Raw genomic sequence first — 21,050 nt, 5'->3', positions numbered from 1 at the left:
CGCCTCCCCACCACTGTGCGCCGACATCGCCTCCGGCACCACCCCCCGAACCGGGGGAGTCGCCGAGCCGCCGCCGAGCCGCCGCCGGCGCGCCGGCTCAGGCCTCGAGCTCGGTGAGCACCGCGGGCAGCTCCTCGAGGAGCTCCCGGGCGAGGAAGCTGCGCTGCCCGACGCGTGCGGCGAGCCGGTCACCGGCCGCGCCGTGCAGGTGCGTCCCCCAGCACACCGCCTGCGCGGGGTCCGCGCCGCGCGCCAGCACCCCCGCGACCGCGCCCGCGAGGACGTCGCCGCTGCCCGACGTCGCGAGGCCGCCCGAGCCGGTCGAGGACTCCCAGGCCCGGCCGTCCGGGGCGGCGAGGGCCCCGCGGCAGCTCACGGCCGCGCCGTACCGCGCCGCGATGCGGGCCGCGACGTCCGCGAGGTCGTCGAGCTCGGGGCTGTCCGGGTCGAGGCCCAGCAGGCGCGCGCCCTCGCCCGCGTTGGGGGTCAGCACCAGCCGCCCGTCGAACGCTGCGACCACGTCGGGGTCGACGTCGGCGAGCACGCCGAGCGCGAAGGCGTCGAGCACGACCGCGGTGTCGTCACCGAGCCGGGGGAGCAGCTCGCCGAGGAGCTCCGACGTCTCGTCCGCACCGTCGAGCCCCGGCCCGACGAGCACGACCGTCGCACGGGCGAGCTCGTCGTCGAGCGCGTCGACGCCGCTCGCGCCGATCCGCCCGTGCGCGGTCTCGGGCAGCCCGATCGCCGCCGACTCGGGCACGGCGACCCCGACCGCCACCGCGACCGACCCGCCCACCGCGAGGGTCAGGCGGCCGGCCCCGACCCGCAGGCACGCGAGGCCGGCGAGCATCGCGGCCCCCGGGGTCTGCCGTGCGCCGCCCACGACCAGCACCGCGCCGCGGGCGTCCTTGGAGTCGGCGTCCCCCGGCAGCGGCCAGCCGCGCAGGAGGGCCGGTGTGACCACGGCGCCGGAGCGGTCGTCGGGCTGCGTGCCGCGCTCAGTGCCGGACATCGGCGGTCCCCGGGTGCTCGGTCGCGGGCACGCCCACGTCGGCGAGGTGGTCGGCGGCGTCGAACTCCTGCAGCGTCCACAGGTCGGCGCCGGGCTCCCGCACGAGGGTCGTGACGGACGCGTTGCGCACCGAGCGCCGGCGGCCCTCCTCGAGCACCTCCGCCTCGGTGAGCTGCTCGCAGACGTACCGGATCACCATGATGACCGCGTCGTGGCACACGACGAGCCCCCGGTCGGGCAGCTGCGGCCGGTCCAGGTCCGCGAGCAGGCTCCGCACCCGCAGGGCGAGGTCCGCCCACGACTCCCCGCCGGGCGGGCGGTAGTAGAACTTCCCGAGCCAGCGCCGGCGCTCCGCCTCGAGCGGGACCCGTTCGTCCACGCCGCGCGCCGTGAGCATGTCGAGGATCCCGAGCTCGCGGTCGCGCAGCCGCTCGTCGCGCCGGACGGGCAGGCCCAGTCCGGCGGCCTCGAGCCCGAGCAGCGCCGTCTGGTACGCCCGGACGTACGGCGACGCCCACACCGCCTGGGGGCGCCGGTGCTCGGGCAGCTCGGCGAGCCACGTGCCGAGGCCGCGCGCCTGCGCGACCCCGAGCTGCGAGAGCTCGACGTCCGCGTCGCGCGCCGGCACGTCGATGACCTGGGCCCCGGCGCGGTGCGCGGCCGCGGCGGCGACGTTCCCCTCGCTCTCGCCGTGCCGGACCAGGTGGAGTGTCGTGATCATCCCCCGACCGTAGGAGGGCCCGTGCGGGCTCGCAGGTCGAGGCCCGTCCGGGGGTCCGGGTGCGCGGTGTGCAGGTGCTGTGCGCGGCCGGTGGGGACGCGCGGCCCGGTCGCCCCGGCGGTCCCGGCGACGTACGGTCGTGGCAGCGCGCGGTGCCGTACGGAGGCGCCGCCCGGACGTGAGGACACGCGCATGAACATCGGCAAGATGCTGAAGACCGGCGCGGCGATCAAGGTCGCGCAGGTGGTCCAGCGTGAGATGAGCAAGCCCGAGAACCAGCGCAAGGCCAAGGAGCTGCTGACCAAGGCGACGCGCCGCGGCCGCTGACCCACGCGCACGCACGCCCCGGTGACCGCGCGGTCACCGGGGCGTCGTCGTGCATGGGCTACTCGGGCTTCGCGCCGAAGACGATCTCGTCCCAGCTGGGCACCTTCGCGCGGCCCTTGCGCGCCGCGCGGGGTCGCTCGGCCGGGGGAGCGGCCGCCTCGTCGGGCTCGTCGCCGCGCTCGCCCTGCGGGTCCGCGGCGGGCGACGTCGCGGGGGTGCCGTGGCCGATGCCGTCCTCGGCGCGCACGACGGGCTCACGGCGCGCCGGCACGAGCACCTGCGCCTCGGCGAGGGGGTCGGCGTCGACCGGGTGAGCGCCGGGGACCTGCGCCTCGACGCCCGCGAAGTCGAACGCGTGCTGCGGGCCGAAGCCCTCGAACTCGTCGTCGTCCTCCAGGTCGAGCTGCTGGCGCACCCCGCGCCGGGTGTTCAGGTCGTCGAGCAGCGCGTGCGTGCGCTCGCGCGGGTCCGGCTCCGCGTCGGCCGGGGCGTCCTGGAAGCCCTCGACCGCGCGGACGCTGCCGTCGGCCTCGAGGTCGAACACGACGTCGCGGACCGCCGCGAGGTGGCGGCGCGGGATCGGCTCGTCGGCGAGCTCGGTCTCCGAGAGCCAGCGCGCCTCGTCCTCCTCCGCCTGCACGACCCGCTTGGCGGAGTCGAACGTCCAGCGCGCCTCACGGCTCTCGCCGCCCACGTCGAACCGCGCCACGACGACCCAGGGGCCGGCCTGCTGGCGGTGGGCGTCCCACGCGAGCGACTGCAGCGGGACGCCGCGCGCCGCCAGGCGGTCCGTCACCAGGTCGCCGAGCACCGGGGCGCCGGGGTCCCGGCCCACCCGTGTCGCGCGGGCCTGGTCGGCGATGAACGAGCGCTCGGCGAGCACCGGACCCTCGTAGCGGCGGACCTGCTCGACCGCGAGGTCCGCGGACTCGGCCACCTCCTGCGCGGTCGCGCCGGCCCTGATGCGCGCCTGGATCTCGCGCGGGCTCAGGACGCCCGAGTGCTCGGCACGGAGCTGCTCGAGCTTCGGGCGGTCCCGGCGCACGGCAGCGCGCAGCGGCTCGTCGATGCGCAGACGGAACCGTTGCCCGTCCGGCCCCACGAGCACGAGGTGCTCCCCGTCGTCGTGGAGACCCACCAGCTCGAGCTCACCCATACGACCTCCTCGTAGCTCAGGGACGAGCGTGCCACCGAACACGGCTCCGCGGGGGGAACCCGCCCGGTGCGCCGCGAGGGAGGACCTCCCGCGGCGGTGCGCCTGAGAGTATGCGCTCGTGGCGCCCGACCTCCCGCTCCAGCCGCTGACCGAGCTCGTCGGCGTGTTCGTCGGCGGCCTCTCGGGCGGGCTCGCGGCGGTGCGCAAGCAGTTCGACGTCTTCGGCATCGTCGTCCTCGCGTGGGCCGCGGGCCTGGGCGGGGGACTGATCCGCGACGTGCTCGTCGGCGCCGTCCCGCCGGTGGGCGTCGCGCGCTGGGAGTTCATCGTCACCGCGTTCGCCGCGGGCATCGTCATGTACTTCTTCCACCCTCGGCTCGAGCGTGCACGCCGCGTCATCGCGGTCCTCGACGCGGGCGCGCTCGCGCTGTTCAGCGTCGTCGGCACGCTCAAGGGCCTCGAGCTGGGGGCCGGCGCGACCGCGTCGGTGTGCGTCGGGGTGATCACGGGCGTCGGCGGCGGGGTGCTGCGCGACCTGCTCACCGGCGAGGTCCCCGTGGTGCTGCACCACCGCCAGCTCTACGCGATCCCCGCGGTCGTCGGGGCGTCCCTGACGGCGGTCCTGTGGACGACGTCCACGCTCACCCTGCTCACGGAGCTCCTCGCGGTCGCGGTGGTCTTCGTGCTCCGGGTCGTCGCGATGCGCCTGCACCTCTCGGCACCCGGCCCGTGGCGCGGCCCCGCGCAGGGCGGACGCTGACCCGGTCCCGCCCTCCGGACCGCCGCCCCGCCGGCCGCCCGGCCCGTGAGGCGCTCGGGCAGGATGGGCGCGTGACCTCCGACGCCCTGCCCGCACCGCCCGCCGACGACCCCGCGCGTCCCCGTCCCGCCTCCGCGAGCACCGGGCCCGGCGCCCCGTCCGTGCCCGGCGTGCCGGGGCCCGACGAGACGCGTGAGCTCGTCGCGCTCGCCGAGACCCTCGCGCGGGCCGCGGGGCACCTCGTGCGCGACGGCCGCCCCGACCGGGTCGACGTCGCCGCCACCAAGACCAGCCCCATGGACGTCGTGACGCAGATGGACCTCGCGTCGGAGGCGCTGCTGCGCTCGATGCTCGCCGAGCACCGCCCGCACGACGGGATCCTCGGCGAAGAGGAGGCCCCGGTCGCGGGCACGAGCGGGCTGACGTGGGTGATCGACCCGATCGACGGCACCGTGAACTACCTCTACGGCATCCCCGCGTACGCGATCTCGGTCGCGGTCGTCGCCGGCCCGCCCGACCCCGCGACCTGGACGGCGGTCGCGGGCTGCGTGCACTCGGTCGCGGACGGGCGCACGTACACCGCGGGCCGCGGGCTCGGCGCGCACCTCGACGGACGCCGGCTCACGCTGCGGGCGGCCGAGGACCTCGCGGGCTCGCTGCTCGGGACCGGCTTCGGGTACACCGTCGAGCGCCGGCGCGCGCAGGCGCGGGTCGTGGCGGAGCTCCTGCCGCAGGTCCGGGACGTCCGGCGCATCGGCTCGGCGTCGCTCGACCTGTGCGCGCTCGCCTCCGGCGGGCTCGACCTGTACTACGAGCGCGGCCTCAAGCCGTGGGACCTCGCGGCCGGTGCGCTCGTCGCCCAGGAGGCGGGCGCGGTCGTCACGGGACTCGACGGGCAGCCCGCGGGGGAGGCCATGACGGTCGCCGGTCCGGCGGGCACGGTGGCGCAGCTCACGTCGATCCTCAGCGCTCTCGGCGCGGGCACGGGCGCCTGAAAGGGCAGATTTCGGGCCATCCGATGCTGGGCATTTGTCCGTGTGTGCGTCCGGCCCTGAAATAGTGCACAATCCCAGCGCCGCGGGAACAATCGACGGTGCCGAAGCATTGATCCCGCATACGACGAACCGCCGAGACGACCGGAGTGTGACCCCGCTGATGGCAACCGACTACGACGCCCCGCGCAAGACCGAGGAGGACCTCAGCGAGGACTCGCTGCAGGAGCTCCAGGCTCGGCGCTCCGACAAGAACTCGGGCGTGGTCGACGAGGACGAGACCGAGGCCGCGGAAGGCTTCGAGCTCCCCGGCGCCGACCTGTCGGGCGAGGAGCTGTCGGTGCGTGTCCTCCCGCGTCAGGCGGACGAGTTCACGTGCACGAGCTGTTACCTCGTCCACCACCGCAGCCAGCTCGCCTACGAGAAGGACGGCCGCCCCGTCTGCTCGGAGTGCGCTGCCTGACCACGGCACCGACGACCACCACGAGGCCGGCGACCAGGGGATCCCCCCGGGTCGCCGGCCTCGTCCGTGGTCGGGTGGGCCGCGCCGGCGGGCGCCGGTCGACCGCCCGGCGGACGCCGCCCCGACGCGGGCCGTGCGCGTCGGCGGGACGCGGGCGGGTGCGTGCGTCAGCCGTCCAGCGGCTGGCGCGTCCCGAGCGCGGCGGCCAGCTCCGCGGGGCGCCGGGTCGACACGAGCCAGTACGGCGTCGGGTCCTGCGGGTCGCGCACCTCGACGCGCACGGCCGTGCCCGCCCAGGCCCGCAGGCACACGTAGGCCCGCGCGTCGAGCCCGGGCCCGAGCGCGACCCGTGTCTCGTCGCGGTCGAGCGCGCGTGCCTCCCCGAGCAGCGCGACCGGGATGCGGGCCCGCCCCGCGGTGAGCTCGCCGTCCTGCACCCGCACGCGCGGGGAGGTGAGCACCGCGAAGGTCAGCGACCCGACGAGCGCGACGGCCCCGAGGGCCACCGCGAGACCGGGGTGCACCGGGACGAGCGCGATCGTCAGCAGCCCCGCGGCGGCGACCGCGAGGAACCACCCGAGCGGCCCGGGCCAGACCCGCTCGTCGTACGAGGCGCCGCCGGGCACGGGTGCCGCGGGCGGGCCTGCGGGCGTGGCGTGCGGGGGCTCGGCGGCGTGCGGAGGCATGCCTCCAGCATCCCAGACCCGCACGCCCGCAGCGGCGGGGTAGGGTCGCTCCCCGTGACGGCCGACACGACGCTCGAGGTCCTCCTGCTCCGGCTCGACGACGCGGTCCCGGTGCCCGCGTACGCGCACCCCGGCGACGCGGGGGCCGACCTCGTGACGCGCGTCGACGTGGTGATCCCGCCGCAGGGCCGGGTCACCGTCCCGACCGGCGTCGCGATCGCGCTGCCCGACGGCTTCGCGGCGTTCGTGCACCCGCGGTCGGGGCTCGCCTCGCGTCACGGGCTGACGATCGTCAACGCGCCGGGGACGGTCGACGCCGGGTACCGCGGCGAGATCGCGGTGACCCTGCTCAACACCGACGTCGAGACGCCCGTCGTGCTCACGCGCGGCGACCGCATCGCCCAGCTCGTCATCCAGCGCGTCGAGCGGGCCCGGTTCGTCGAGGCGGACCGTCTGCCGGGCTCGCACCGCGGCGAGGGCGGGTTCGGCTCGAGCGGTGGCTGGGCGGACGCGCAGGCGCCCCGGTCCTGAACGCACGCGACCCGGCTCCCCGCTAGGTCGCGCGCCGCACGCGGATTACTGTCGTGGGGGTGCCCCACGGCGGGTGACAGGTGAGAAGGGGTCGATCGAAGTGGGTCTTTTCCGGCGCGGCGCGCGAGAGAACGCGGCCGACGAGACGGCGACGGGTGCCACGGCCGAGGTGGCCGCGCAGACGCCCGACGACGCGGAGGCGCGCGGGCGCGGCCCGTGGGACGTGAGCGACGTCGACGGCACGGCCGGACGCCTCGACCTCGGGGCGATCCTCGTGCCCGGCCGGCCCGGCATGGAGCTGCGCATGGAGATCGACAAGGCCTCCGGCGCGGTCTCCGCCGCCGCCGTGAGCCTCGGCGGCTCGACGCTCCAGCTCCAGGCCTTCGCCGCGCCGCGGACCGAGGGCATCTGGGACGAGATCCGCGAGGAGATCGCGGAGTCCGTCACCAAGCAGGGCGGCTCGGCGGACGACCTGCCCGGCCCGTTCGGCCGCGAGCTCCTGGCGCGCCTGCCCGTCCGGACGCCGGAGGGCCGCACGGGGCACCGGCCCGCGCGGTTCATCGGCGCCGACGGGCCCCGGTGGTTCCTGCGCGGGGTCGTGACCGGCAAGGCTGCCGTCGACCCCGAGGCCGCGGTCGAGCTCGAGAGCGTGTTCGCCGACATCGTGGTCGTGCGCGGCACCGAGGCACGGGCGCCACGCGACCTGCTCACGCTGCGGCTGCCCGCGCAGGACGGCGGCCCGGCGCAGCCCCCGGCGGACGAGCCCGCCGCGCCGACGTTCGACCCCATGACCCGCGGCCCCGAGATCACGGAGATCCGATGACGCTGCGTGAGGCGCTGCGGCGCGCGGTCGCGTCGCAGGCGGAGATCGAGGCCGACGAGGAGCGCGCGGACGCGCACGCGGTCGCCGGCTGCGTGCCCGTCGACGAGCTGCCCGACCGGCACCGGGCGAAGGTGTCCGGCATCCTGCGCTCGGTGACCCTGCGCCCGCGCGAGGGCGTCCCCGCGCTCGAGGCCGAGCTGTACGACGGCAGCGGCACGATCGACCTCGTCTGGCTCGGCCGGCGCGAGATCGCCGGGATCGAGCCGGGCCGGCGCCTGCAGGTCGAGGGGCTCGCGTGCGCGATCGACGGTCGCCGCACGATGTTCAACCCCCGCTACGAGCTGCGGCCGCGTCCCGGTGAGTGACTCCGAGCAGGCCCGTCCGCTCACCGGCACGGTCGCCGGCGACGCCGTCGAGCCGGGCGTGACGCCGAGCACGGGTGAGGCGACGGAGCCCGGCGACGCGCCCGAGGGCGGCACCGCGGCCGCGAAGCCCGCGCGCGGCGTGTACCAGCTCGCCGGTGAGGACTTCTCCCTCGCGGAGGCCATCGGCGGCTGGCGCGGCGTCGTCGAGTCGGCGCTGCCCGGGCTCGTCTTCGTCGTCGTCTACGTCGCCGTCCGCGAGCTGCAGCCCGCGCTCGTCGCCTCGATCTCGGTCGCCGCGCTCGCCGTGCTGGTCCGCCTCGTGCAGCGCACTCCCGTCACGCAGGCCTTCTCGGGGATCCTCGGCATCGGCATCGGCGTGCTCTGGGCGTGGCGCACCGGTGAGGCGCAGGACTTCTTCGCCTACGGGCTGTGGGTCAACGTCGCGTGGTGCGCCGGTGCGCTGATCTCGGTGCTCGTGCGCTGGCCGGCGGTCGGCGTCATCGTCTCGTTCGTGCGCGGCGAGGACATGTCGTGGCGGCTCGACACCCGCCCGGCCGCGCAGGCCCTGCGCCGCCGGTACGTGTGGGCGACGCTGCTGTGGGTCGGCGTGTTCGGCGCGCGCCTCGCGGTCCAGGTCCCGCTCTACCTGCAGGGCGAGGACGCCGTCGGCTGGCTCGGCACCGCGAAGCTGGTGATGGGCGTGCCGCTGTTCGCGGCCGGCCTCTACGTCACCTGGCTCCTGGTCCGTGGGTCAGGAGCTCCTCGAGAGCCTTCTCGTCCGCCTCTCGACCCGTGACGAACAGCAGCTCGTCGCGCTCCTCGAGGGTGTCGTCGACGCTGGGCGCGATCGGGCGGGTCCCGCGCACGATGCACGCGAGCACCGTGTCCTCGGGCCACGCGACCTGACCGACGCGCAGGCCGGCGAGGGGCGAGCCCTCAGGGAGCGTGAGCTCGAGGATGTCCGCCTTCGACTGGTGGAACGTGAAGATGCGCACGAGGTCGCCGACCGCGACGGCCTCCTCGACCATCGCGGTCATGATGCGCGGGGTCGAGACGGCGACGTCGACGCCCCACGCCTCGTCGAACATCCACTCGTTCTTCGGGTTGTTCACGCGCGCGACCGTGCGCGGGACCCCGTACTCGGTCTTGGCGAGCAGCGAGATGACGAGGTTCGCCTTGTCGTCGCCCGTGGCGGCCACGACGACGTCGCACTCGTCGACCTTAGCCTGGGTCAGGGTGGGCAGCTCGCACGCGTCGGCGAGCAGCCAGTCCGCGTCCGCGACCTGGGAGACGCGCATCGCGGAGGGCTGGCGGTCGATGAGCGTGACCTCGTGCCCGTGGCCGAGGAGCTCGCGCGCGATGGACCGGCCGACCGAGCCGGCGCCGGCGATGACGACCCTCATCGGGACACCTCCGGGGCACGGGTGAGGGTGCGTTCGACGAACGAGGTCTCGTCGGCCCGCATGAGGACGTGCAGCGTGTCGTTCTCCTGGAGCACGGTCGCCGCGGTCGGCAGGAGGCCGTCGCCGTAGCGCGTGACGTAGGCGGTGCGCGCGCCGCTCGCCTCCTCGAGGTGGCTCAGGGGGTGCCCGACCCAGCCCGGGTGCACGTCCACCTGCGCGAGCACGATCTGCCCCGACGCGTCCCGGTGCTCGTCCGTCGCGCCCATCGGCAGCAGGCGGCGCAGCACCTGGTCGGCGGTCCACCGCACCGTCGCGACCGTGGGGATGCCGAGACGCTGGTAGATCTCGGCGCGGTGCGGGTCGTAGATGCGGGCGACCACGTTGCCGACGCCGTACGTCTCGCGCACGACGCGCGCAGCGAGGATGTTCGAGTTGTCGCCGTCGGACACCGCGGCGAAGCCGTAGGCGTCGTCGATGCCGGCCTGGGTGAGGGTGTCGCGGTCGAAGCCGAGACCGGTGACCTTGCTCCCGGAGAACTCGGCGTCCAGGCGCCGGAACGAGTCGGGGTTCTGGTCGATGACGGCGACCGAGTGGCCGTGGCTCTCGAGGGACTGGGCGAGGGTCGCGCCGACCCGGCCGCAGCCCATGATGACGAAGTGCACAGCCGGTCACGCTATACCTCGCGGGTGGGCGCCGCCGCACTCCGGGACCGGGACCGGCGCGCCCGGCCGCCCGTGGCCGCCGGGCGCCGCGCCGCAGGTGGCGCGCGAGCGGCGGGCCACGTGCGCGGGCATAGCATGGTCACTCGTGTCGGACATCGCGGATGCCGCCAAGCGCTTGCTCCTCGGACGTCCCGTCCGCAGCGACCGCCTCGGCCACACGCTCCTGCCGAAGCGGATCGCGTTGCCGATCTTCGCCTCGGACGCCCTCTCGTCGGTCGCGTACGCCCCCGACGAGGTGCTGCTCACGCTCGCCCTCGCGGGGCTGACGGCGACCGTGATCTCGCCGTGGGTCGGCCTCGCGGTCGTCGTCGTCATGATGACGGTGATCGCCTCGTACCGGCAGAACGTGCACGCCTACCCCTCGGGGGGCGGCGACTACGAGGTCGCGACGGTCAACCTGGGCCCCAAGGCGGGCGTGACGGTCGCGAGCGCGCTGCTCGTCGACTACGTGCTCACGGTCGCGGTGTCGATCTCCTCGGGGGCGCAGTACGCGGCGTCCGCGATCCCGTCGCTGCGCGGGCACGAGACGTCGTTCGCCGTCGCGCTCGTGGTGCTCCTCACGCTGGCGAACCTCCGCGGGGTGCGCGAGTCCGGCAAGGCGTTCGCGATCCCGGTGTACCTGTACATGTTCGCCATCGGGGCGACCGTGGTGATCGGTTTCGTCCGGTACCTCGCGGGCGACCTGCCCATGGCCGAGAGCTCCGAGCTCGAGATCGTGCCGGTCTCGGCGTTCGACCAGGGGCTCGTCGGCCTCGCGGGGGCGTTCCTCGTGCTGCGCGCGTTCGCGTCCGGCTCCGCCGCCCTGACCGGCGTCGAGGCGATCAGCAACGGCGTCCCCGCGTTCAAGAAGCCGAAGTCCCGCAACGCCGCGACGACGCTCGCGTTCCTCGGGATCATCTCCGCGACCTTCATCACGTCGATCCTCGTGCTCGCGCGTGTCACCGGCATCCACTACGTCGAGGACCCGCACGAGCAGCTGCTGCGCGACGGCGTCCCGATCGGCGAGGACTACGTCCAGCACCCGGTGATCGGCCAGCTCGCCGAGACGGTGTTCGCGGGCTTCCCGGTGGCGTTCGTGTCGGTCGCGATCGTGACGGGCCTCATCCTCGTGCTCGCGGCGAACACGGCGTTCAACGGGTTCCCGCTGCTCGGCTCGATCCTCGCCAAGGACGGCTACCTCCCGCGCCAGCTGCACACGCGCGGCGACCGGCTCGCGTTCTCGAACGGCATCCTCACGCTCGCGGCCGCGGCGATCGGACTCATCATCGCGTTCGACGCGGAGGTCACCCGGCTCATCCAGCTGTACATCGTCGGCGTCTTCGTCTCGTTCACGCTGAGCCAGCTCGGGATGATCCGGCACTGGACCCGCGAGCTGCGCACCGAGCCGGACCCGCGCCGGCGCACGCAGATGACCCGCTCCCGCGTGATCAACACGATCGGCTTCGCCATGACGGCGGTCGTGCTGGTCGTCGTCCTGATCACGAAGTTCATGCTCGGCGCGTGGATCGCGATCCTCGCGATGGCCGGGATCTTCGTGCTCATGCGCGCGATCCGCACGCACTACGACTCGGTGCGTGCGGAGCTCGCGCTCGGCCCCGACGCCGAGGCGGCACGCGCGCTGCCGAGCCGGGTGCACGCGCTCGTGCTCGTCTCGCACCTGCACCGCCCGACGATGCGCGCGATCGCCTACGCGCGCGCCTCGCGGCCGCAGGTGCTCGAGGCCGTGACGGTCGGGGTCGACGCCGACGACGTCGCGCGGCTCAAGGCCGAGTGGGAGGCGCTCGACCTCCCGGTGCCGCTGCGGGTGCTCGACTCGCCGTTCCGCGAGATCACCCGGCCGATCCTCACGTACGTGCGGTCGGTGCGCCGGGAGAGCCCGCGCGACATCGTGGTGGTCTACATCCCCGAGTACGTCGTGGGCCACTGGTGGGAGCAGCTGCTGCACAACCAGAGCGCGCTGCGCCTCAAGGGACGGCTGCTGTTCACCCCCGGCGTCGTGGTCGCGTCCGTGCCGTGGCAGCTCGCGTCGTCCGAGGGGCAGACCGGTCTCGAGGACAGGGTCCGGGGTACGGTTCCGCGTGACCTCTGACCTCCTCGAGCTCCGGATCGGCCCCGTCGCGCACGGCGGGCACTGCGTCGCACGTCTCGACGCCGACCCCGACGGTCGCGGCGGTCGCGTCGTGTTCGTCCGGCACACGCTGCCCGGCGAGCGCGTGCTCGCGCGGCTGACCGACGCGGGGGAGGGCGCGACGTTCTGGCGCGCCGACGCCGTCGAGATCCTCGACGCCTCCCCGGACCGGGTGCCGTCCGCGTGGCCCGAGGCGGGGCCCGACGGGGTCGGCGGCGGCGAGCTCGCGCACGTGGCCCTGCCCACGCAGCGGGCCTGGAAGGCCACCGTCCTCGCCGAGCAGCTGAGCCGCCTGGCGAAGGTCGAGCGCGACGTCGTCGTCGAGGCGGCCCCGGGGGACGACGAGCGCGGCGGGCTCGGGTGGCGCACGCGCATCGAGCTCGTCGCGGACGCGCAGGGCCGGGCCGGCATGCGCGCCCACCGCTCGCACGACGTGCACGCGCTCGACCGCATGCCGCTCGCGTCGCCCGCGATCGAGGAGCTCGGGCTCTTCGGGCGCCGGTGGCGGCCCAGCCAGGTGATCGACGTCGTCGCCCCGGCGTCCGGGGACACCCCGGTGGTGCTCGTCGACGGCCAGCCGTTCGACCTCCGCAAGGGCCGGGTCGACCCGCGGCCGAACGCCCGGTCGACCGTGCGCGAGCACGTGCACGCGGGCGGCCGCGACTACACCTACCGGGTCGCCGCCGAGGGGTTCTGGCAGGTGCACCGCGAGGCGCCCGGCCTGCTCACCGGGGCGGTGCTCGACGCGGTCGGGGACGTCGACGGCGCCACGGTGCTCGACCTGTACTCCGGCGCGGGGCTGTTCACGCTCCCGCTCGCCGACGCCGTCGGGCCCACCGGCGAGGTCGTCGCCGTCGAGGGCGACGCCCGCGCGGTGCGGGACGCCCGGCGCGGCGTGCACGACCGCACGAACGTCGAGCTCCACCACGCGGACGTCGCGCGGGCGCTCGCGGGCAGCGACGACCCGGACTCCGACGTGGTGCACGCCGACGTCGTCGTGCTCGACCCGCCGCGTGCGGGCGCCGGGCGCGCCGTCACGGCGTCGATCGCGGCGCTGCGCCCCGAGCGGGTCGTCTACGTCGCGTGCGACCCGGCGGCGCTCGCCCGCGACGTCGCCTACCTCGCAGCGGGCGGCTACGAGCTCGCGGACGTGCGCGGCCTCGACCTGTTCCCCATGACGCACCACGTCGAGGCGGTCGCGGTCCTGACGCGCCGCTGACGCCCGCCCGGCGTCCCCGCGGAGGTCCGGCGTCCGGCGCCCGCCGGTCGGTCCCTCGCGCCGCCGCGCGGCCCGGCATAGCGTGGGACCGGGCCGGGCCACCGGGGCCCGCCAGGAGGGAGCCGGCGATGACCACCGGGCACGAGAGCGAGGCGGCGACGAGGCTGGCCGCGGCCAGCCGGACCGCCAGGGCGGAGCTCGACAAGCAGGGCACGCCCGACTACGACCCGCGCGCCCACGAGCGCGCCGTCGAGTTCGAGCGCAAGGCCGCCGACGCGCTGCGGGCGGAGCGTCAGGGCACCAGCTGACCGAGCCGGCCGCGTGCGCCGACCACGCGCCCGGACCGTGGGTGCGACGACGGATCGGGGCGGACACGCTACGATGTATCTCGACATCGAGATATTGCGTCGAGATGCACGGCGGCTCCCCGAGCACCTGACGGGTGAGCGCCCCGATCCGCCGTCCGGCACCGTCACCGCCGGGCAGACGTGCGAGCGAAGGAGCCACAGTGAGCAGTGTCGACAGCTTCGGGTCGAAGGGGGGTCTCCAGGTCGGAGACGCCACCTACGAGATCTACCGCCTCTCCGCGGTGCCGGGTCTCGAGAAGCTCCCGTACAGCCTCAAGGTCCTCGCCGAGAACCTGCTGCGCACCGAGGACGGCGCGAACATCACCGCCGACCACGTGCGTGCGCTCGCCGGCTGGGACCCGGCGGCGGAGCCCGACACCGAGATCCAGTTCACGCCCGCGCGCGTGATCATGCAGGACTTCACCGGCGTGCCGTGCGTCGTCGACCTCGCCACGATGCGTGAGGCGGTCGCCGAGCTCGGGGGAGACCCGCAGCGCATCAACCCGCTCGCCCCCGCCGAGCTCGTGATCGACCACTCGGTGCAGATCGACGTCGCGGGCCGGTCCGACGCGTTCGAGCGCAACGTCGCGCTCGAGTACGAGCGCAACTTCGAGCGCTACCAGTTCCTGCGCTGGGGCCAGACGGCGTTCGACGACTTCAAGGTCGTCCCGCCCGGCACCGGCATCGTGCACCAGGTCAACATCGAGTACCTGGCCCGCACGGTCATGACGCGCGAGGTCGACGGCGTCCTGCGCGCGTACCCCGACACGTGCGTCGGCACGGACTCGCACACCACGATGGTCAACGGCCTCGGCGTGCTCGGGTGGGGCGTCGGCGGCATCGAGGCCGAGGCAGCCATGCTCGGCCAGCCGGTCTCGATGCTCATCCCGCGCGTCGTCGGCTTCAAGCTCGCGGGTCAGATCCCCGCGGGCGTCACGGCCACCGACGTCGTGCTCACGATCACCCAGCAGCTCCGCAAGCACGGCGTGGTCGGCAAGTTCGTCGAGTTCTACGGCGAGGGCGTCGCGGCGGTCCCGCTCGCGAACCGCGCGACCATCGGCAACATGAGCCCCGAGTTCGGCTCGACCGCGGCGATCTTCCCGATCGACGGCGTGACCATGGAGTACCTGCGGCTCACGGGCCGCTCGCAGGCGCAGCTCGACCTCGTCGAGGCGTACGCGAAGGAGCAGGGACTCTGGCACGACCCGTCCGCGGCCGGCTACGTCGAGCCCGTCTTCTCCGAGTACCTCGAGCTCGACCTGAGCACCGTGGTCCCGTCGATCGCCGGCCCGAAGCGTCCCCAGGACCGCATCGAGCTGAGCGGCGCGAAGGAGGCGTTCGCGTCGTCGATCCTCGACTACGTCGACGCCGACGAGCACCCGCGCGGCACGGGCCTCGACGAGTCCGTCGAGGAGACGTTCCCCGCGTCCGACCCGATCGCGGCCGGCGAGCATGCCGACACCTCGGACGGCCCCGCGGAGGCCGGCCACGGCGACGCCGCGACGCGCCCGCACAAGCGCGTGCCCGTGACGCTCACGGACGGCACCGAGACCGAGCTGGACCACGGCCACGTGGTCATCGCGTCGATCACGTCGTGCACCAACACCTCGAACCCGTCGGTCATGCTCGCGGCGGCGCTGCTCGCGAAGAAGGCCGTCGACAAGGGCCTCACCGCGAAGCCGTGGGTCAAGACGTCGATGGCGCCCGGCTCGAAGGTCGTCACCGACTACTACGAGAAGGCCGGCCTGTGGCCGTACCTCGAGAAGCTCGGCTTCCACCTCGTCGGCTACGGCTGCGCGACGTGCATCGGCAACTCGGGCCCGCTGCCCGAGGAGGTCTCGGCCGTCGTCAACGAGCACGACCTGTCGGTGGTCTCGGTGCTCTCGGGCAACCGCAACTTCGAGGGCCGCATCAACCCCGACGTGAAGATGAACTACCTCGCGTCGCCGCCGCTCGTCGTCGCGTACGCGCTCGCCGGGACGATGGACTTCGACTTCGAGAACGAGCCGCTCGGTCACACCGACGCCGGCGAGCCGGTCATGCTCGCCGACATCTGGCCGTCGCCGGCCGAGGTCCAGTCGACGATCGACTCGGCGATCGACCGCGGCATGTTCACGAAGGACTACGCCGACGTGTTCGCGGGCGACGAGCGCTGGCAGGCGCTGCCGACGCCGCAGGGCGCGACGTTCGCGTGGGACGCCGGGTCGACCTACGTGCGCAAGCCCCCGTACTTCGAGGGCATGACGCCCGAGCCCGCGCCGGTCCAGGACATCGCGGGTGCACGGGTGCTCGCGAAGCTCGGCGACTCGGTCACCACCGACCACATCAGCCCGGCCGGCTCGATCAAGGCCGACAGCCCGGCGGGCACGTACCTCGCCGAGCACGGCGTCGAGCGTCGCGACTTCAACTCCTACGGCTCGCGCCGCGGGAACCACGAGGTCATGATCCGCGGCACGTTCGCGAACATCCGGCTGCGCAACCAGCTCGTGCCGGGCGTCGAGGGCGGCTTCACGGTGAACCACCTCGACGGCGCGCAGACGACGATCTACGACGCGGCGCAGGCGTACGCGGCGGCGGGCGTCCCGCTGGTGATCCTCGGCGGCAAGGAGTACGGCTCCGGCTCGTCGCGCGACTGGGCGGCCAAGGGCACGGCGCTCCTCGGTGTCCGGGCCGTCATCACGGAGAGCTTCGAGCGGATCCACCGCTCGAACCTCATCGGGATGGGCGTGCTGCCGCTGCAGTTCCCGGCGGGGGAGTCGGCGGACTCGCTCGGGCTCGACGGCACCGAGACCTTCGACATCGCGGGCGTCACGGCGCTCAACGAGGGCACGACGCCGCGCACGGTCGCGGTGCGGGCGACGAAGGCGGACGGCTCGGTCGTCGAGTTCGACGCGGTCGTGCGCATCGACACCCCGGGTGAGGCGGACTACTACCGCAACGGCGGCATCCTGCAGTACGTGCTCCGCTCGCTCGTCACGGCCTGACCTCACGGCCCCTGCGGGGGCAGGACGCACGTCCCGAGGGCGCCCGCACCACGTGTGCGGGCGCCCTCGGCGTCGTTCGGCCCGATGTGCCGGTGAACCGCACGATAACGGAAACACGCGCCGCACCGAGGTCGGAGACGCCGCACCGCTGCGCGGCGCGGGGCCTGGCCGAGGAGCACCGGGCGCGGCACACTCGGGGGCATGGCGAGCGCCGACAGGACCAACAAGACCGTGGCCACCGACGAGGACGTCGAGGCGTTCGTCGCCGGCGTGGAGGACGAGGGCAGGCGCGCGGACCTGCGCACCGTCCTGGGGCTCATGCACCAGGTGTCGGGGGAGCAGCCTGTGATGTGGGGCAGCTCGATCGTCGGCTTCGGGAGCCGGCACTACCGGTACGCGACCGGGCGCGAGGGCGACATGCCCGTGCTCGCGGCCGCCGCGCGCACGACGGCGCTCACGCTCTACCTGTGGAACGGGTTCGACGACTACACCGACCTGCTCGACCGGCTGGGGCCGCACAGCACGGGCAAGGGCTGCCTCTACCTCAAGCGGGTCGCGGAGGTCGACGAGGAGGTCCTCACGGTGCTCCTCGGTCGCTGCTGGCAGGACGGGACGCAGGACGTCAGCGCGGAGCCAGCGCCGTCCTGAGCAGGTCGACGAGCGCGCGGGAGGTCGAGCCGTCCTCGGCGCCGCGGTCGGGGTTGTGCTCGACGAACGTCATCCCGGCGAACCCGGGCGTGGCGACGAGCGCCGCGAGCGCCTCCGCGAGGGTGCTGGGCGCGAGCCCGCGTCCCCAGGTCGGGACGTCCGCTGCGGGAAGCAGGAAGAAGTCGAGCACGTCGACGTCGACGTGCACCACGAAGCGCTCCCGGCCGCGCAGCACCGACCGGGTCGCCCGCTGCGCGGTGCCGGCCGGGTCGGCCGCGACCTCGTCCGCGGGCAGCCGCAGGCTCGGCACCCGTCGGTGGGTGTCCTCCTCCTCGTCGGAGAAGCCGTAGAAGCACACGTGCTCCGGGTCGAGCAGGGGGCGGCGCACGCCCAGCCCGGCGAGCTCCTCGACGGTGCCCGGCAGGTCGAGCAGGTGCGCGACGCCCATGCCGTCGAGGATCGGCTCGTCCGGGTGCTCCGCGGGGACCATGAGGTCCTGGCCGCCGTCGACGTACACGAGCCCGACGTCGCCGAACGCGCGGACCGCGGCGTCCACGAGCGCGACGGCCAGGGTGCAGTCCCCGCCGACCACGAGCGGGAGCTCTCCGCGGGCCAGCACGGCACCGATCGCCGGGACCGCGTCGCGCAGCACCGCCGCGGCGCCCTCGACGTCGTTCGGCTGCCCGGGGGCGCGTGCGCTGCGCCAGCGCGCGACGGGACGGTCGCCGTGGTCCACCACGGACAGGCCTGCGCCCGTGAGCGCCTCGACGAGCCCGGCAGCCCGGAGGGCGCCCGGCGCCTTCTCGAGCCCGGGGCCGTGCGCCGCGGCGCTCGTGGGCACGCCGAGGAGGCCCCACCGGCGGGGGGACGGCGACGGACGGGGGACCGGCGAGCGGCTCGGGGTGGCGTCGGTGCTCACCCGTGCACCGTAGGACGGGGGTCGGACACGCACGGCGTCGAGCGCGGCGGGCTCAGGCGCGGATCGCGACGGTCCGCGCGGCGTCCCACGGCTGCGTCCACCCGAGCGCCTCGAAGACGCCGTCCAGCACGTGCGCGGTGAAGCCCCACACGACGTGGTCGTCGACGAGGAACGCGGGCCCGCGGTAGGTGGTCCCGCCGCGCGTGAGCGTCGACGTGCGGCGCCGTGCGGGGTCGAGCAGGTCGGCGACGGGAGCGCGGAACACGTGCACGGTCTCGGCGGGGTCCGTCGCCGCGACGGCCGACGGGCGTGCCCACCACGCCAGCACGGGCGTCACGAGGTTGTTGCTCACCGCGACCGGGAGCGCGGGCAGCGACCCCAGCACCTCCACGCCGCCGGGGTCGAGGCCCGTCTCCTCCTGGGCCTCCCGCAGCGCCGCGCCGACCGGGCCGTCGTCGCCGGGGTCGATCCCGCCGCCCGGGAACGAGACCTGCCCGGGGTGGTGCCCCACGGTGTCCGACCGGCGGGTGAGCAGCACGTCGACGTCGCGCGGGACCGCCGAGGCCCCGGCGTGCGCGGGTACGCCGTCGAGCACGCCGAACAGCACGAGGACCGCCGAGTGCCGTGCCGTCGCGGGGTCGAGCGTGCGGTGCCACGGGACGCGCGGCCACGGCTCGGTGCGTGCGCACAGCGCCTGGAGCTGGTCCCGGACACCGGCGGGGGCGCCGGCGGGCTCGTCCGCGCGCGAGGTGCTCATCGGTCGACCCTAGCCGCGTGCGGCACGATGGCCCGATGCTGCACGACACCGTCGCGTACCTGCTCGGGACCTGGGACGTCGAGCGTGAGCTCGTCGACCGTCGCGCCCAGGTGGTCGGGACGTTCCGGGGCACCGCCGTGTTCCAGGAGCTGACTCGCACCGCCGCGACCGGCGGCCCCGCGGAGCACGGGTCCGGGGTGTCGGGTGACGCGCCGGGCCGGGCCGTCGTCGAGCACGCCGAGCGCGGGGAGCTCACGTGGGGCGGGGTCACCGGGCCGGCCGGGCGCACGCTGCACGTCGTGCCGCGGGCCGACGGCTCGGCGCGGGTCACGTTCGCCGACGGGCGCGAGTTCCACGACCTCGACCTACGCACCGGGCGCTGGTCGGCCCTGCACCCGTGCGTGGCCGACGCCTACGCCGGCACGTTCACGGTCGTGTCGCCCGACGAGTGGCACGTGCGGTGGGACGTGACCGGGCCCGCGAAGGACCACACGCTGACGACGACGTACCGGCGCACCTGACGCGGCACCGGGCTGCCCGCCGGCAGCAGCTCGCGCCCGGACGCGCCCCGCCCTCACCAGCTCTCGGGCAGCGGCCGTCCCTCGTCGTAGCCGGCCGCGGACTGCACGCCCACGACCGCGCGGTCGGCGAGCTCGGCGAGCGTGCGCGCCCCCACGTACGTGCACGCCGAGCGCACGCCCGACGTGATGTGGTCGAGCAGGTCCTCGACGCCCGGACGCTGCGGGTCGAGGTACATCCGGGAGTGCGAGATGCCCTCCTCGAACAGCGCCTTGCGGGCCCGCTCGAACGGGGAGCCGTCGCGGGTGCGGGCGGCGACGGCGCGCGCCGAGGCCATCCCGAAGCTCTCCTTGTACAGCCGGCCAGTGCCGTCGTCGTGCAGGTCCCCGGGCGACTCGTGCGTGCCCGCGAACCACGAGCCGACCATGACCTGCGAGGCGCCGGCCGCCAGCGCGAGCGCGACGTCCCGCGGGTGCCGCACCCCGCCGTCGGCCCACACGTGCTTGCCGAGCCGGCGGGCCTCCTCGGCGCACTCGAGCACCGCGGAGAACTGCGGGCGCCCGACGGCGGTCATCATGCGCGTCGTGCACATCGCGCCGGGGCCGACGCCGACCTTGACGATGTCGGCGCCTGCCGCGACGAGGTCGCGCACCCCCGCGGCGGTCACGACGTTGCCCGCGACGACCGGCACCTGCGGGTCGAGCGCGCGCACGGCCTCGAGGGCCTCGAGCATCTTGCGCTGGTGACCGTGCGCGGTGTCCACGACGAGCACGTCGATGCCGGCCTCCAGCAGCTCGGCGGTCTTGGCCTTGACGTCCCCGTTGATGCCGACGGCCGCGGCGACGCGGAGCCGGCCCTGGTCGTCGAGCGCCGGGGCGTAGATCGAGGAGCGCAGCGCGCCCGTGCGGGTCAGCACGCCGACGAGCCGGTCGCCGTCCACCACGGGGGAGAAGCGGCGCCGGGACGTGTGCAGCGTGTCGAACGCCGCCTCGAGCCCGCGAGCGCCCGCCTGGGTGAGCACGTCGAGGGACACGACCGTCGGGTCTCCCGACATGACCTCCGCGACCTGGGTGAACTGGTCGACGCCCGAGCAGTCGGCGGCCGTCACGACGCCGACCGGCCGGCCGTTCTCGACGACGACCGCGGCGCCGTGCGCGCGCTTGCCGATGAGGGTGAGGGCCGAGTGCACGGTGTCGTGCGGCGCGACGACGACCGCCGACTCGACGACCGGGTGCCGCGACTTGACGGACGCCACGATGTCGGCGACGACGTCGGTCGGCTGGTCCTGCGGGATCACGGTGAGCCCGCCGCGACGCGCCACGGTCTCGGCCATGCGCCGGCCCGCGACCGCGGTCATGTTGGCCACGACCACCGGGACGGTCGTGCCGGTCCCGTCGGTCGAGGACAGGTCGACGTCGAAGCGCGAGGTCACGTCGGACGCCGAGGGGACGAGGAAGACGTCGCCGTAGGTGAGGTCGGAGGTCACGGCGTGGCCGGGCAGGAAGCGCATGGGTCCAGGGTACGGGGGCCGCACCGGCGCCGGACCGGGCGCCCGGCCGGGCCCCTGG

Annotated in this window: 23 protein-coding genes; 14 read left to right on the top strand and 9 right to left on the bottom strand. The window is 75.0% G+C overall.

The annotated features are described in order from the left end of the window. Window positions 1–97 precede the first annotated feature (97 nt). Window positions 98–1,012, bottom strand: coding sequence for an NAD(P)H-hydrate dehydratase (locus AB6N24_RS02310; protein ID WP_412867815.1), 915 nt, complete (start codon window positions 1,010–1,012; stop codon window positions 98–100). Further along, window positions 999–1,733, bottom strand: coding sequence for a histidine phosphatase family protein (locus AB6N24_RS02305; RefSeq protein ID WP_412867814.1), 735 nt, complete (start codon window positions 1,731–1,733; stop codon window positions 999–1,001). Before AB6N24_RS02305 ends, AB6N24_RS02310 begins: the two co-directional genes overlap by 14 nt. A 192-nt stretch (window positions 1,734–1,925) precedes the next feature. On the opposite strand from AB6N24_RS02305, the gene AB6N24_RS02300 reads away from it, so the two are divergent. Further along, complete coding sequence (locus AB6N24_RS02300; RefSeq protein WP_258726972.1) at window positions 1,926–2,060, top strand: hypothetical protein; 135 nt, start codon at window positions 1,926–1,928, stop codon at window positions 2,058–2,060. Window positions 2,061–2,118: 58 nt separating this feature from the next. Here the strand turns inward: AB6N24_RS02300 and sepH are convergent, their stop codons facing one another. After that, window positions 2,119–3,216 carry a septation protein SepH gene (gene sepH, locus AB6N24_RS02295; RefSeq protein ID WP_412867813.1) on the bottom strand — a complete coding sequence of 366 codons (1,098 nt, stop codon included), beginning with the start codon at window positions 3,214–3,216 and terminating at the stop codon, window positions 2,119–2,121. 118 nt (window positions 3,217–3,334) lie between these two features. On the opposite strand from sepH, the gene AB6N24_RS02290 reads away from it, so the two are divergent. The 3 genes from AB6N24_RS02290 to AB6N24_RS02280 all read left to right on the top strand — a co-directional run bounded on the left by AB6N24_RS02290 (window position 3,335) and on the right by AB6N24_RS02280 (window position 5,431). After that, entirely contained in the window at window positions 3,335–3,976 is a 642-nt protein-coding gene (locus AB6N24_RS02290; protein ID WP_412867812.1) for a trimeric intracellular cation channel family protein, read from the top strand. 170 nt (window positions 3,977–4,146) lie between these two features. Then, the gene (locus tag AB6N24_RS02285; RefSeq protein ID WP_412867831.1) at window positions 4,147–4,971 is read left to right on the top strand and encodes an inositol monophosphatase family protein; all 825 of its coding nucleotides are present in this window, start codon (window positions 4,147–4,149) and stop codon (window positions 4,969–4,971) included. 160 nt (window positions 4,972–5,131) lie between these two features. Then, window positions 5,132–5,431 (top strand): DUF4193 domain-containing protein, encoded by a 300-nt coding sequence (locus AB6N24_RS02280; protein ID WP_034627831.1) that lies wholly within the window; start codon window positions 5,132–5,134, stop codon window positions 5,429–5,431. 167 nt (window positions 5,432–5,598) lie between these two features. On the opposite strand, the gene AB6N24_RS02275 is transcribed toward AB6N24_RS02280, so the two are convergent. After that, window positions 5,599–6,117, bottom strand: coding sequence for a DUF3093 domain-containing protein (locus AB6N24_RS02275; RefSeq protein WP_412867811.1), 519 nt, complete (start codon window positions 6,115–6,117; stop codon window positions 5,599–5,601). A 54-nt stretch (window positions 6,118–6,171) separates the two neighbouring features. Here AB6N24_RS02275 and dut point away from each other — a divergent pair, with 54 nt between their 5' ends. The 4 genes from dut (at window position 6,172) to AB6N24_RS02255 (ending at window position 8,632) form a co-directional block, all read left to right on the top strand. Beyond that, window positions 6,172–6,648 carry a dUTP diphosphatase gene (gene dut, locus AB6N24_RS02270; protein ID WP_412867810.1) on the top strand — a complete coding sequence of 159 codons (477 nt, stop codon included), beginning with the start codon at window positions 6,172–6,174 and terminating at the stop codon, window positions 6,646–6,648. A 100-nt stretch (window positions 6,649–6,748) separates the two neighbouring features. Beyond that, a complete protein-coding gene (locus AB6N24_RS02265) occupies window positions 6,749–7,471 on the top strand; it encodes a DUF3710 domain-containing protein (RefSeq protein WP_412867830.1) in 723 nt (240 codons plus the stop codon). Then, window positions 7,468–7,836 (top strand): OB-fold nucleic acid binding domain-containing protein, encoded by a 369-nt coding sequence (locus tag AB6N24_RS02260; protein WP_412867809.1) that lies wholly within the window; start codon window positions 7,468–7,470, stop codon window positions 7,834–7,836. Before AB6N24_RS02265 ends, AB6N24_RS02260 begins: the two co-directional genes overlap by 4 nt. After that, window positions 7,829–8,632 carry a DUF3159 domain-containing protein gene (locus AB6N24_RS02255; protein ID WP_412867808.1) on the top strand — a complete coding sequence of 268 codons (804 nt, stop codon included), beginning with the start codon at window positions 7,829–7,831 and terminating at the stop codon, window positions 8,630–8,632. The genes AB6N24_RS02260 and AB6N24_RS02255 overlap by 8 nt, the downstream gene beginning before the upstream one ends. Here the strand turns inward: AB6N24_RS02255 and AB6N24_RS02250 are convergent. Next, a complete protein-coding gene (locus AB6N24_RS02250) occupies window positions 8,565–9,239 on the bottom strand; it encodes a potassium channel family protein (RefSeq protein WP_258726979.1) in 675 nt (224 codons plus the stop codon). The genes AB6N24_RS02255 and AB6N24_RS02250 overlap by 68 nt on opposite strands. Beyond that, entirely contained in the window at window positions 9,236–9,886 is a 651-nt protein-coding gene (locus AB6N24_RS02245) for a potassium channel family protein (RefSeq protein ID WP_412867829.1), read from the bottom strand. The genes AB6N24_RS02250 and AB6N24_RS02245 overlap by 4 nt, the downstream gene beginning before the upstream one ends. A 160-nt stretch (window positions 9,887–10,046) precedes the next feature. On the opposite strand from AB6N24_RS02245, the gene AB6N24_RS02240 reads away from it, so the two are divergent. The 5 genes from AB6N24_RS02240 (at window position 10,047) to AB6N24_RS02220 (ending at window position 17,287) form a co-directional block, all read left to right on the top strand. Beyond that, the gene (locus AB6N24_RS02240) at window positions 10,047–12,050 is read left to right on the top strand and encodes an APC family permease (protein WP_412867807.1); all 2,004 of its coding nucleotides are present in this window, start codon (window positions 10,047–10,049) and stop codon (window positions 12,048–12,050) included. Next, a complete protein-coding gene (locus AB6N24_RS02235; protein WP_412867806.1) occupies window positions 12,040–13,308 on the top strand; it encodes a class I SAM-dependent RNA methyltransferase in 1,269 nt (422 codons plus the stop codon). Before AB6N24_RS02240 ends, AB6N24_RS02235 begins: the two co-directional genes overlap by 11 nt. A 128-nt stretch (window positions 13,309–13,436) precedes the next feature. Then, entirely contained in the window at window positions 13,437–13,616 is a 180-nt protein-coding gene (locus AB6N24_RS02230) for a translation initiation factor 2 (RefSeq protein WP_412867805.1), read from the top strand. A gap of 200 nt (window positions 13,617–13,816) precedes the next feature. Further along, the gene (locus AB6N24_RS02225; protein WP_412867804.1) at window positions 13,817–16,639 is read left to right on the top strand and encodes an aconitate hydratase; all 2,823 of its coding nucleotides are present in this window, start codon (window positions 13,817–13,819) and stop codon (window positions 16,637–16,639) included. A 201-nt stretch (window positions 16,640–16,840) separates the two neighbouring features. Then, complete coding sequence (locus AB6N24_RS02220) at window positions 16,841–17,287, top strand: DUF1801 domain-containing protein (RefSeq protein ID WP_412867803.1); 447 nt, start codon at window positions 16,841–16,843, stop codon at window positions 17,285–17,287. On the opposite strand, the gene AB6N24_RS02215 is transcribed toward AB6N24_RS02220, so the two are convergent. Both AB6N24_RS02215 and AB6N24_RS02210 read right to left on the bottom strand, forming a co-directional pair. After that, on the bottom strand, window positions 17,262–18,206 hold the full coding sequence (locus AB6N24_RS02215; protein ID WP_412867802.1) for an arginase family protein: 945 nt from the start codon (window positions 18,204–18,206) through the stop codon (window positions 17,262–17,264). The genes AB6N24_RS02220 and AB6N24_RS02215 overlap by 26 nt on opposite strands. Before the next feature lie 52 nt (window positions 18,207–18,258). Next, on the bottom strand, window positions 18,259–18,963 hold the full coding sequence (locus AB6N24_RS02210) for an NUDIX hydrolase (protein WP_412867801.1): 705 nt from the start codon (window positions 18,961–18,963) through the stop codon (window positions 18,259–18,261). A gap of 35 nt (window positions 18,964–18,998) precedes the next feature. Between AB6N24_RS02210 and AB6N24_RS02205 the strand changes: the two genes are divergently transcribed. Beyond that, a complete protein-coding gene (locus tag AB6N24_RS02205; protein WP_412867800.1) occupies window positions 18,999–19,484 on the top strand; it encodes a DUF6314 family protein in 486 nt (161 codons plus the stop codon). A gap of 53 nt (window positions 19,485–19,537) precedes the next feature. Here the strand turns inward: AB6N24_RS02205 and AB6N24_RS02200 are convergent, their stop codons facing one another. Continuing rightward, the gene (locus AB6N24_RS02200; RefSeq protein WP_412867799.1) at window positions 19,538–20,992 is read right to left on the bottom strand and encodes a GuaB1 family IMP dehydrogenase-related protein; all 1,455 of its coding nucleotides are present in this window, start codon (window positions 20,990–20,992) and stop codon (window positions 19,538–19,540) included. Window positions 20,993–21,050: the final 58 nt, after the last annotated feature.

This window comes from Cellulomonas jepli (assembly GCF_047229345.1).
Taxonomy (GTDB): domain Bacteria; phylum Actinomycetota; class Actinomycetes; order Actinomycetales; family Cellulomonadaceae; genus Cellulomonas_A.
Note: the sequence above shows the minus strand (reverse complement) of the source record. Positions and strands in the feature narration are given on the sequence as shown.